Source organism: Psychrobacter piscatorii, assembly GCF_001444505.1.
GTDB lineage: Bacteria > Pseudomonadota > Gammaproteobacteria > Pseudomonadales > Moraxellaceae > Psychrobacter > Psychrobacter piscatorii_B.
This window is the reverse complement of sequence record NZ_LNDJ01000075.1, coordinates 14,535-27,410: the sequence shown is the minus strand read 5'-3', so window position 1 is coordinate 27,410 and position 12,876 is coordinate 14,535. Positions and strand designations below refer to the sequence as shown.

The window sequence follows — 12,876 nt, the reverse complement described above, 5'->3', positions numbered from 1 at the left end:
TAGCATGAATTTTGTCCATTACACCAAAAAATATCATCCATCTATACCACTATCTTTTTGAACAGGTACAAAAAAACCAGCCAAGATTCACTTGACTGGTTCTTTTTTATTCAATTAATCGACTAACTCATTATTAGCAGCTGTAGTACATATCGAACTCGACAGGGTGTACAGTCACGTTTAGACGTTGTACTTCATCTTCTTTAAGTGCGATGAATGCGTCTAGCATGTCTTTAGTGAACACATCGCCTTTTAACAAGAAGTCATGGTCATCCTTTAGTGCTTGTAGCGCAACATCTAGACTCTCTGCAACCGTTGGGATTTGCGCTTCTTCTTCTGGTGGCAAGTCATATAAGTTCTTGTCAGCTGCTTCGCCTGGGTGCATTTTGTTTTGGATACCGTCAAGACCTGCCATCAATAGCGCAGCAAATGCTAAGTATGGGTTGGCCGTTGGATCTGGGAAACGCGCTTCGACGCGTACTGCTTTTGGACTGCTCACGTGCGGAATACGGATAGACGCTGAGCGGTTTGATGCAGAATACGCAAGCTTGATAGGTGCTTCGTAATGCGGTACCAGACGCTTGTAGCTGTTCGTTGATGGGTTGGTAATTGCGTTCAATGCACGAGCGTGCTTGATGATACCACCAACAAAGTACAATGCTGTCTCAGACAGACCAGCATACTCATCACCAGAGAACGTGTTTACGCCATCTTTTGAGATCGACATATGTACGTGCATACCTGAACCGTTGTCACCAACGATTGGTTTTGGCATAAAGGTCGCTGTTTTACCAAACTGGTGCGCCACGTTATGGACAACATATTTCAATTGCTGAACTTCATCCGCTTTACGTACCATCGTGTTGAATGCAACACCGATTTCAGACTGGCAAGACGCAACTTCATGGTGATGAACTTCAACTGAACCTTCACCAACGATTTCTTCGATGCGTTCACACATAACAGCACGCATATCATGTGAGCTATCGATTGGTGGTACTGGGAAGTAGCCGCCTTTGACGCGTGGACGATGCGCCATGTTGCCCCACTCGTAAGTCTCGTTAGTCGACCATGCTGCTTCTTCAGCCGTGATTTTATGACTAACGCCAGACATATCGACTGACCATTTTACATCGTCAAATACAAAGAACTCAGGCTCAGGACCGAAGTAAGCAGTATCACCGATACCAGTGGATTTTAAGTACTCTTCAGCGCGGCGTGCGATAGAGCGTGGATCACGGTCATAACCTTGTAGCGTTGATGGCTCGATGATATCGCAAGTCACTACCACAGTCACCGCGTCAAAGAACGGGTCAACAAAAGCAGTTTCTGGATCAGGACGCAAGATCATATCTGACGCTTCGATACCTTTCCAACCAGCGATTGATGAGCCATCAAACATTTTGCCATCTTCCATGACATCTTCATCAACGGTATGCGCTGGGAAGCTGATATGCTGCTCTTTGCCGCGCGTATCAGTAAAGCGAAAATCAACCCATTTAGCATTAGAGGATTGGATAAGATCTAATAGTTTATTCGACATGAATAGTCTCCGTTGTGTTGATCACGTAATTGCGATTTAAAATTATTAATATGATGTTCTTGTCCAAGAATGTCAGATGTGCTCTCAATACTAAAATAGCGCATTCGATATTATGCTTATTATCAGCACTATTTTGCGTATTAGTCAAGATGCTCATCTAAAGCGTTTACTCAATCAGACCAATATTTGTGCACATGGTCTAACATACGCCAATTCAATCCTAACGACATTCTAGCAATATACAACTCATAATGCTGAACTCTTCTGGCGCTTATGAATAATTATTTTTAGACCCGTTTTTATGGTCATCAATAATCATACCAGCCTAAATGCAAAGGCTATGCCAATATCTCAAAGAAATTACTATTTACCTCAATTAAAACAACATTTTCCAATAATTACAGTGACTTACGCCAAATAATTTTTATATAACAATATATTTTTGCTAACAACCTCTATGTTGAGAGGTTATTCGACGCACTAATTGTAATAATTTTGCACTATATTGGTGCTGAGAAAATTTTATAATTATTATATTGTTCTTTTACGGTGCAATAATAAAATATCGATTTGCTGATTTTTCTCTGCTCGTGAAATCATTATGATGAGAGAAAAATATTTTTATGTAATGCTTATTTAGCTAGCCCATGCTCTGCATTTGATAGAGAACAAAATAGTGGTAAGATAACCGCGCGCCATAACGCCCTCTGTCGTAATCATAGCTGCTTTTGTTTGGTAACTAAAGCCCTGAACAACGGTAGGCGTATATGCCATATTACAAACAGAATAAAACTAATAAGTTGAAACCTTCATGATTTTGATGATCGATAATTACGACAGCTTTACGTACAATATCGTACAATATTTTGGTGAATTGCAGCAGGACATCACCGTTTGGCGTAATGATCAAGTCAATATCGAGCAGATTCGAACGTTAGCACCGGACGTGATTGTTGTTGGCCCAGGTCCATGCGACCCTGATCGTGCGGGTGTTTCGCTCGAAGTTATCGAGACATTCAAAGGCATTATTCCGATACTTGGTATTTGTTTGGGTCATCAAGCGATTGGGCAGGCGTTTGGTGGACAAGTCGTCAAAGCAGGCGAAGTTATGCACGGACGGTTATCAGCCGTCTATCATAATGACCAAGGCGTATTTGCTGGGCTTCCAAACCCATCGCAAGTCACACGCTATCATTCACTTGTCATTGACAAGCGTACCCTGCCAGATTGTTTTGAGCTGACCGCATGGACGCAGAATGTTGATGGTAGTATTGAAGAGATCATGGGTATCCGTCACAAGTCACTTGCCATAGAAGGCGTCCAGTTTCATCCTGAGTCCATTTTGAGCGAAGCAGGTTATCAACTACTTAATAACTTTTTACACACTTATGGCTTGGCGAAACTAGCATCAGATGCGCTACCACAGGTAGGCTAGTTTTGACTTAAGAACCTGCTTTCATTACTCTATCTCAAATCATAGATAGATTCACATAAAAAACAGATTCACATAAAAAAACAATCATAAGCGAGATCATCATGAGTACGACAAAAACAGAAGAAGCTCACACGCCAGAGGATATTGCAAAACTGTCTGATGCCCAAGTACATCAATTATTGACGACGGCTTTGAGTAGAATCTTTCAGCACATCGATTTGACCTTTGATGAGATGTATCAAGTGATGCTGATCATCATGCAAGGTAGATGTAGCGACGCGATGATGGGCGCTATCTTGACAGGTCTACGTATGAAAGGTGAATCTATCGATGAGATCACCGCATCAGCCAGTGCGATGCGTGCGCTGGCTGCCAATATTGAGCCAAAAAACTGCGACTATTTGGTCGACATCGTTGGTACTGGCGGTGATGGTGCCAACTTATTTAACGTATCGACTGCATCGGCATTCGTTGTCGCGGCGGCTGGCGCACAAGTTGCCAAGCATGGTAATCGTGGTGTCTCAACCAGATCTGGTAGCTCAGATTTGCTTGAGCAAGCAGGCATCAGTCTTGCGCTGACTCCAGAACAAGCAAAAGATTGTATCGAGAATGAAGGGGTTGGATTTTTGTTTGCGCCCAACCATCACAGCGCCATGCGTTATGCCAATCCTGTACGTCGTGAGCTAAAAGCACGTACCATCTTTAATATTTTAGGTCCATTGACCAATCCAGCTGGTACGCCCAATTTAGTTATTGGTGTCTTTACCGCGCAGCTGTGTGAGCCAATTGCCAAAGTCATGAAAAACCTAGGCGCACGGCATGTCATGGTCGTCGGCGCAAAAGATGGTCTGGATGAAATCAGTCTAGCAACCTCGACCACAGTTGCTGAACTAAAAGATGGTGAAATATCCGTTTATGAGATGATGCCAGAAGATGCAGGTATCGAATCGCAAACCCTGATTGGTCTCGATGTCGACTCTCCTGAGCAAAGCCTTGCACTGATCCGCGCTGCTCTATCTGGTGCTGATACCCATGACCGTGCTGTACTTAAAGCCCGCGATATGATTGCTTTGAACGCAGGTGCGGCAATATATACCGCCGGACTTGCCAGCAACTATCCTAATGGCGTTAGCCGAGCTCAAAAAATTATCCAAAATGGTGATGCTTTACTCAAGCTTGAGTCTTTGGCCAAATACACGCAGCAGCTAGTGATTGAGGGTTGATTTATACGCACCAATACAGTGCAAAACTATATATCACTACCTATTTACCTTTAACAATATTCGGATAACAGCATGACCACAACTCATTCAGACATACCTTCGGTACTACAGCGCATTGTCGCAACCAAAGTAGAAGAAGTAAAAGCAGCTCGCGCGGCGCTATCTCTTGCAGACTTAAAAGCGCAAGTCGCAGCTGCTAACAAACCGCGCCGAGGTTTTGCTGCTGCCTTACGTGCTGCTAGCACTGAAAATAATGGTGTTGGCATTATTGCTGAAATCAAAAAGGCCTCGCCTTCCAAAGGCATTATCAATCATAATTTTACCCCTGCTCTATTTGCGCAGCAGTACGAGCAAGCGGGCGCCAGCTGTCTATCAGTGTTGACTGATCGCGATTATTTTCAGGGCGATGATACGTACCTTATTCAAGCGGCAAATGTCTCAAGCTTACCAATACTTCGCAAAGACTTTATGATTGATGTCTATCAGATATATCAATCTTACTTAATGGGTGCTGACTGCATCTTACTCATCATGGCCTGCCTAGATGACACACAAGTACAAGAGTTGCACGCACTCAGTATTGAGCTTGGTATGGATGTATTGATAGAAGTACATACACAGTCTGAGCTTGAGCGAGCGCTACAACTGCCACGCTCAGCACACAATATCTACGGTATCAATAATCGCGACCTAAATACATTTGAGGTCAGTTTGCAAACCACACTTGATTTAAAAAACCTATTAATAGAAGCGCTCGCAGCCGATACTGACGATACAGCGAGCACACCACTGATCGTGACCGAGAGCGGCATTCATAGCAGTGATGATATTCGGCTTATGCTAAGTCATGATATTCAGCACTTTTTAATCGGTGAACAATTTATGAAAACCGATCACCCTGGACAAGCGTTACAATCCTTACTTGCGAGCGTTGCAGTAGACGAGTAAAGTAACTCAATAGTTCAAGCCTCAATAGAATCAGATAGCTTGAATAAAATATTTACCCTATAAATGACTCAACCTTTCATTCATCAACCAACGATACGTTAACTTTTATGTCAAACTCTCTGTTTTCAAAAGAAATGCAAGACCAGCTCAAAGAATTAAAAGGCCAATTAAGTAAAGGCCGTGATACCAACTCACCTGAAGGTGAAAACCAAAAGCCCACTGAGCCAGTGTCATTACTGACTCAAAAGCAAGTGAAAAAGACCGTCAAGCAGCTAGACAGTGAACATGTTGACGATGATAAAGTACTGTTCATGCAAGCTATGCATGGTGTCATTCAGCTAGAAGACAAAAACGTACGCTCACCTACTAGCACGGCAAGAGTAGGTAAACCTGATGCCGCAACACTATCAAAACGTGCGGCCGCTCAAGGCAGTGAAGCCAGCGATTTAGGCGCAGGCTTGTCAGACATGCAAGCCCTACTGAATCCTGTCGCCGCTGAAGCCTATTTGTCATATAAGCAGCCAACCTTGCAAAATAAAATCTTTGACCAGCTCAAAAAAGGCAAGCTGCGTTGGTACGATGCGGTAGACATCCATGGTTGTACGATAGAAGAAGCCCGCGATGCCATGACTCAGCTACTGAGTCAAGCGAAGCAGAAAAATGAAACCATGGTAAAAATCATCCACGGTAAAGGTAGCGAAGCAATTCTAAAAACCTGTATCAATGGTTGGTTACGCCAATTGCCAGAAGTATTGGCATTTTGCTCTGCACCGCCAAAAGACGGTGGCAATGGCGCGGTATTGGTACTGCTCAAAAAGCCTAAAACAGATGGTGAATAGGTTGTATTGGTGATTCAACGGTATTAAATAAAAAAGGACTGCCCATAAGCAGTCCTTTTTTTATCGATTATCCACCTGTCAATCCTTAACGATTATTCCTTTGATATTCGCCTATCAGCCTTTACTATTGAATTATCCACTCACTATTTAACTGCCAAAGTGACATCAATATGAGCATACAAACCATTGAGACACCCCAAGAGCTATCCGAAAACATCAGCGCATTGATTGCAATTGAGCCAAAATTCGCGGCTGTCTACGAGCAAGTTGGTCTACCTGATCTTAGGCACAATGCAGGTGGATTTGAGCAGTTAATGAGAGCGATGGTCGGTCAGCAGTTGTCTGTTGCGGCGGCGGCAAGTATTTGGAAAAGATTGGTTGAGGCCAAATTAACCACACCTCATGACATTCGTGAAGCGACAGACGATACCTTAAAGGCGCAAGGGCTGTCTAAACAAAAAACTCGCTATATCCGCTCCTTGGTCGATCATAATATCGATTTTGCAGCTTTAGAAAATATGCCTAATGAAGACGCCATCAAAACGCTTACGGCGGTCACTGGTATCGGACGCTGGACCGCAGAGATGTATTTATTATTTTCCTTAAAACGTGCAGACATACTCGCGGTCGATGATTTGGCGATCAAAGTGGCAGCGATGGCGTTGCTGGGTCTAGCCGAACGACCGACACCTAAGCAGCTTAACAACCTCACTCATCACTGGTCACCGTATCGCAGCGCTGCCAGCTTACTGCTCTGGTCATACTACGGCTTATTACGCAATAAAACCGCAGTACCTTTATAGCTGACCGTGTAGAATAATTGCCTATATGGAAAAATCACTTCTAAGGCTGATTCCATATAGACAAGCTAAATTTGTTTTTAGTGTGCTTAAATTTGCTTTTTCTTAGCATACGACTTTTGTGTTTGAGCGCTTTGAGCGCACCCTTTCTACTGACAGTTGCCATAGATGGCTTTTGGTTATTTGCCATATCATCGTTAGCATTGTCGGGGTCTTTGTTGATAGTCACATCATCAGAATTATTTTCATCATTACTTTCTAGACTGACGTTCGTTTCATTGCTATTCGTATCGCTATGGTCTTCTGAGGCGTCATCCTCTGTTTCAGCAGTATTGTTTTCCATATGATGTTCAAGCTCAGCTTGATTGACAATCAGCTGCTGGGTTGGCAATGCATGTTCGACATCATATTTTGCGACTTGGTTTAATACATCAACGAATACCACGTTTTGCTTATCATAAAACTCCATCACATTATTGGCATTGATATATGCCTGTAACTGAATGACATAGCAGTCTTGGCGTAGCTCTAAAATATTAACTTGATTCCATTCTTGGTTGGTCAAGTAATGCTCATTTAAAAACTCATCTAAGTCTTTGACCATCTTGAAGACCACATCGATATCCGCAGTACGCTTCAGATATAACTGATGAAAGAAGCGGAACATATCACGCGAGGTAAAGTTTTCAATCTGCATCGATGAAAAATCACCGTTTGGCACCGTGACAACGGTCCGTGTCAATGTGCGCACACGTGATGAGCGAATACCGATGTCAATAACAGTACCTTCATAAGTGCCAAATTTGCAATAATCACCGATACGTACTGGTGAATCCGCGACGACTACGACACTACCAACAAGGTTTTCAATGGTCTTTTGTGCACCAAGTGCCAAGGCTAAACCACCCACACCCAGTGCAGCAATACCCGTGGTTAAGTCAAAACCCAAATTACCAAAAATGACAATGACCGCAAATATTAAGAGTAGCGCTTTGACGACTTTTCGCATCAGTCCCAAGATTGAGACACGCTCAGTATAGTTTTTCTTATAGCTTAGGTTGACCGCTCGAGTAAATATGGCATCAATAACTCGTAATAGCAGCCAAGTTAGCGCAAGCCAAGAAGCAATATCAGTAAAGCGATTGACTGGTTCGCGCAGCGTGACGGACACGCCTGCATAGACCATCACTTCAGATAAGATCAGCGCCATAATGACCACAGAAAGCGGCAGTATCACTTTGTCAGGTAATGGCAAAGGCACGCCGCGCACACGAGGATAAACAATCCTCAATAGATGGTATAACAGCCATACTGCGATATAAGTGAGGACAAAGCTACTCACAATCATGGATAGCGCAGCGACCAAATCAGCCAGCTGATAACCAAAGAGCTTTTTGCCATCTAATGAATCCACCGTGTAGCGCGATACCAAGGTCGGCTCTGAGTTTTCTATCACTTCTGGTATGGAACTCAGCGTCTCACTCGAGAACTGCCAATACTGCTCGTTCTCTTTAGAGACCACTTTTTCTAGTAACAACGACACACTTTTTTCACCGATATTAATCACACCGACATTTTCTTGATTCGGTGGTAATTGATCCGTGAGATTGCCCTCAGGGGTATTACTGATTTGCAAATCAGGTTGGAATCGCCCACCCGCATCGAGCGCTTGTTTAAACTGACGTACGACAGTCGTTGGGTTATCGGACTTGGATAAATTTAGATAGTTACTTGCCAGCAAGTAGTCGTTTTCGCCCAGCGCACTGATAAAACCCTGTACAGTATGACGCGGCGTATCTCGCCCAAATGAATCAGGTAAAGGTGTAGCTACCGTCTCCTCACTACTATCACCACCAACGCCAAGCGAACCAGCGTCAACAGCAAAAGCGGTTCTTGGCAACACAATACTTAATATCATCGCCAGTAGAAGCAATACGACCGCAAATGGTATCTTAAGAGTAGATTTCGATGAAGGGGATGCGGTACTGGAAGTCAGATTATGCTGAGTAGACAAAACAAACCTCTTAACTTTATGAGTGGCACAATGAAGAACACATAATATCGGCACTATGATAACAATTATTTATAACAGCAGTGCTTTTGATTATAGGTTTTTGTCGCTAACTGTGTGAGTCAGTTATTTTTATTGCTCTGTGCAACCTCTCTCACTTGCTAAAAATGATATGTATTAATAAGAAAAGTAGCTTTCCAATGAATGAGTAGCATCTCATCATGAATTATATTCATCCTACCGTGAAGAAACATTAGGTTAAAGTGGTTTATAAAGGCGGAACTTTTGTAGATAATGAGCGCAGTTTTGCTTATATACTGTTTTTTGTAATTTTTGACACCTTTTACGTCTTAATAGTTATTTTTTATGTCTGTATTTTTTAATTTGATTACTTTGGAATCAATCATGTCTTTATCACGTTCATCTTCACGTACCTATCTTCGCCTAAGTATTTTAAGCGCGCTTGGTTTATTTGCAGTCAACACAGCAATGGCGGCGACCCCTGAGGTAATCAATACTAACGATAGCGAGATGCCCCAAGTTGAGCTTGACAAAATTGTCGTAACAGCCACGCGTACGCCCACTAAAACCAGTAATGTGATTGCACAAACTCGCGTCATTGATAGCGAAGAGCTGCAGCGTTATCAAGGACAAACGGCTTTAGAGATATTGCAGCGCCAACCAGGTATTAGCCATTACTCTAACGGCAGTATGGGTTCAGTATCAAAAATATACATGCGAGGCTATGAAGGTAAGCAAATATTAGTGCTTATTGACGGTATACGCTATAGCTCGCTAAGCGCTGGTGGGGCTACGCTAAGCTTATTACCTGCTGATCAAATTGAGCGTATTGAAATATTATACGGTGCTTCAGGCTCTAGCATCTATGGCGCAGACGCAATGGGTGGCGTTGTTCAAATATTTACTAAAGGCAGCAACGTTGAAAAAAGCCAATTCTCGATTACAGCTGGTGTAGGTTCTAACGATCAATATACTTATGGTGCAGCAGCACAGTTTGCTAATAACGAAGGTACTACATTAAGTCTGTCAGCTAGCCATAATGAAACTAATGGCTTTAACGCAAAACTTCCAAGTGCTTATGGTTTTAATCAAGACAATGATGGCTATGAAAGCGATAATGTCAGTCTTGCTTTAAACCAACGTATCAATGAGCAATGGTCAACAGGTGTTAGTGCTTTATACAGCAAATCAACTATTGAATTTGATAATGGAGCGACACGAGACGATTATTCTGACCAAGAAAATGGAGCTGCTCAAGCCTTTGTTGATTGGCGTTACTTGCCTGGCTCATCAGTGAAATTACAATACGGTCATTCTATTGATAAACTGGATAACAAGTTTGGCGATATATTCGATACCAAACAAGATCAAATTAACTTAATTGGTAAGCATAGACTACCCGTTGGACAAGCTATTTATGGTTTAGAATACCTAGACCAAAGTTTAGACACTACAGCTTCTGGATATAATATTGAAGACCGTGATGTAAAAAGTGCGTTTTTAGGCTATCTGCTAGCTAATAATCAGTTTGATGCTCAAGCCAATATACGCTTCGATGATAACTCGCAGCATGGCGACCAAACCACTTATAATTTAGGTGGCGCTTATCATTTCAACCCGAGCTTACGTATTGGTGCTAACTACGCTAAAGGCTTCCGCGCTCCTGATTTTAACGAATTATATTATCCAGGCTCCGGAAATCCTAGACTAAATGCTGAAACTAGTGATAACTATGAAGCTTTCATCGAATATGAGACATTGCTACAATCCACACGCTTGACAGGTTATCATAACAAAGTTGATGATTTAATTAACTTTAATGCGCTATACGATAGTGATGGAAAATATATTGGTGGTAGTTATGAAAACATTGAACAAACAAAAACTAAAGGGGTTTCATTAACTTCAGATTGGGTTATCAATAATTATCTGCTTGGAGGTAGTTATGACTATCAGCAAGCTAAAGATGATAGCGGTAAAGCCAATGATGGTAACTTTCTTGCTATTCGTCCTGAGCATAAAGGCCTAGTCTACATGGGATATCGTTTACCAAGCTTAGATATTCGTGCTGAATATCAGTATGTAGATGATTACTACAGTGGCACTGATAATACTGATGCACAACTCGTTGACAGCTATGGTTTGTTGAATATTAGTGGCAACTATCAGTTAACCAATAACCTAACTATGACCGCGCGTCTTAATAATGTTACTAATAAGAAGTATATTACCTTACCTGGTTATAACACCGACGGCACTAACTTCTTCACGTCTTTAACCTATAACTGGTTCTAAGCCTGTCTAGCAGTATAAAAATCCTGTCGTTATCAAAATAAATTAAGGTCATCAATCGATGGCCTTTTTTTGTATGAGTAAATACTCCAAACGCTTACTATTTATATCAAGCAAAAGGTGACAAGCTGCATCGCATCTATTACAATAACGACCTCCGAGAGGTGTTGCGCCATAATGACGGATGGCGGTGTTTATGTTGAAGCACTTGCTATTCAACCCTTATGTTAGGCTCGGTTAACTGTTGGCTACCTATTCTTGGTCATCAACAGCGCAAACAACGGCACCTGCGTTTTTATTCTTTTTATCATTCGTTAACCACTGATAGGAGCATATTATGGACGCAGTGTCTACTACACCCTCTGCCCATACGATCGACCCCTCTTTCACTGACTATAAAGTCGCTGACATCAGCCTTGCTGATTATGGCCGCCGTGAAATAACCCTTGCCGAAGCCGAAATGCCTGCCCTAATGGGCTTGCGTCGTCGCTACGAAGCAGACCAGCCGCTAAAAGGCGCGAAAATCGCTGGCTGTATCCACATGACCATCCAAACTGCTGTCCTTATCGAGACACTCGTCGCGCTAGGTGCTGAAGTACGCTGGACGTCATGTAACATCTTCTCAACCCAAGACCATGCTGCTGCTGCGATTGCTGCTGCTGGTATCCCTGTTTATGCGTGGAAAGGCGAAACAGAAGAAGAGTACGAATGGTGCTTGCGTCAACAAATCCACGTTGGCGGAGAAGAATCAGGTCAGCTTTGGGATGCAAACTTAATCTTGGATGATGGCGGTGATTTAACCGCATTGATTCATAATGATTACGCCCAAATGCTTGATAGTATTCATGGTATCTCTGAAGAGACTACTACAGGTGTCCATCGCTTGGTTGAGATGTTGAATAAAGGTACATTAAAGGTGCCTGCCATCAACGTCAACGATGCAGTTACCAAGTCTAAAAATGACAACAAATACGGTTGCCGTCATAGCTTAAACGATGCTATCAAACGTGCTACCGATATGTTCCTTGCTGGTCGCCGCGCTTTGGTTATCGGTTACGGCGATGTAGGTAAAGGCTCTACACAAAGCTTACGCCAAGAAGGCATGATTGTACGTGTGTCAGAAGTTGACCCTATCTGTGCCATGCAGGCATGTATGGATGGCTTTGAAGTATTATCACCATACATTGACGGTGACAACACTGGCGGCGCGGACAATATCAATAAACGCTTGCTTGAAGACACAGACTTGATTGTCACCACGACTGGCAACTATCACGTTTGTGACCGTCATATGCTAGCTGCCCTTAAGCCTGGTGCGGTTGTATGTAACATTGGTCATTTTGATACCGAGATTGATACTCAGTTTATGCGTGATAACTGGCGCTGGGTTGAGATCAAACCACAAGTACATCAAGTGTTCCGCTCAGACGATGAAAACGACTATTTGATCTTGCTTGCTGAAGGTCGTCTAGTGAACTTAGGTAATGCTACTGGTCACCCATCACGCGTCATGGACGGCTCATTTGCCAACCAAGTATTGGCTCAAATGTATCTGTTCGAAGAAAAGTTCGCTGATCTGCCGACTGATGAGCGCTTTGATAACTTATACGTAAAAGTATTGCCTAAGAAGTTGGACGAAGAAGTGGCCGCTGCGATGGTTGCAGGCTTTAACGGTACATTGACTAAGCTGACCCAAAAGCAAGCTGAATATTTGGGTGTGCCTGTCGAAGGTCCATTCAAACCTGACGCTTATAAATACTAAAA

The 12,876-nt window shown here is 42.8% G+C and carries 9 protein-coding genes; 7 read left to right on the top strand and 2 right to left on the bottom strand.

Features of this window, described 5'->3' with window-relative positions; translation table 11 throughout:
* Positions 1–133: 133 nt before the first annotated feature.
* Positions 134–1,543 (bottom strand): type I glutamate--ammonia ligase, encoded by a 1,410-nt coding sequence (gene glnA / locus AS194_RS08205; RefSeq protein ID WP_058025027.1) that lies wholly within the window; start codon positions 1,541–1,543, stop codon positions 134–136.
* A gap of 811 nt (positions 1,544–2,354) precedes the next feature.
* On the opposite strand from glnA, the gene AS194_RS08200 reads away from it, so the two are divergent.
* The 5 genes from AS194_RS08200 to AS194_RS08180 all read left to right on the top strand — a co-directional run bounded on the left by AS194_RS08200 (position 2,355) and on the right by AS194_RS08180 (position 6,791).
* Positions 2,355–2,978, top strand: a complete 624-nt coding sequence (locus AS194_RS08200) for an anthranilate synthase component II (protein WP_058025026.1) — start codon at positions 2,355–2,357, stop codon at positions 2,976–2,978.
* 101 nt (positions 2,979–3,079) lie between these two features.
* Complete coding sequence (trpD, locus tag AS194_RS08195; protein ID WP_058025025.1) at positions 3,080–4,201, top strand: anthranilate phosphoribosyltransferase; 1,122 nt, start codon at positions 3,080–3,082, stop codon at positions 4,199–4,201.
* Between the two features lie 72 nt (positions 4,202–4,273).
* Positions 4,274–5,149 (top strand): indole-3-glycerol phosphate synthase TrpC, encoded by an 876-nt coding sequence (gene trpC, locus AS194_RS08190; RefSeq protein ID WP_058025024.1) that lies wholly within the window; start codon positions 4,274–4,276, stop codon positions 5,147–5,149.
* A 107-nt stretch (positions 5,150–5,256) separates the two neighbouring features.
* Positions 5,257–5,988, top strand: coding sequence for a Smr/MutS family protein (locus AS194_RS08185; RefSeq protein WP_058025023.1), 732 nt, complete (start codon positions 5,257–5,259; stop codon positions 5,986–5,988).
* A gap of 170 nt (positions 5,989–6,158) precedes the next feature.
* Complete coding sequence (locus AS194_RS08180; protein ID WP_058025022.1) at positions 6,159–6,791, top strand: DNA-3-methyladenine glycosylase family protein; 633 nt, start codon at positions 6,159–6,161, stop codon at positions 6,789–6,791.
* A gap of 40 nt (positions 6,792–6,831) precedes the next feature.
* Here AS194_RS08180 and AS194_RS08175 read toward each other — a convergent pair whose 3' ends face one another.
* The gene (locus AS194_RS08175; protein ID WP_058025021.1) at positions 6,832–8,802 is read right to left on the bottom strand and encodes a mechanosensitive ion channel family protein; all 1,971 of its coding nucleotides are present in this window, start codon (positions 8,800–8,802) and stop codon (positions 6,832–6,834) included.
* Between the two features lie 402 nt (positions 8,803–9,204).
* On the opposite strand from AS194_RS08175, the gene AS194_RS08170 reads away from it, so the two are divergent.
* Both AS194_RS08170 and ahcY read left to right on the top strand, forming a co-directional pair.
* Positions 9,205–11,115 carry a TonB-dependent receptor domain-containing protein gene (locus AS194_RS08170; RefSeq protein ID WP_058025020.1) on the top strand — a complete coding sequence of 637 codons (1,911 nt, stop codon included), beginning with the start codon at positions 9,205–9,207 and terminating at the stop codon, positions 11,113–11,115.
* A gap of 334 nt (positions 11,116–11,449) precedes the next feature.
* Positions 11,450–12,874, top strand: a complete 1,425-nt coding sequence (gene ahcY, locus AS194_RS08165; protein WP_058025019.1) for an adenosylhomocysteinase — start codon at positions 11,450–11,452, stop codon at positions 12,872–12,874.
* Positions 12,875–12,876 lie beyond the last annotated feature (2 nt).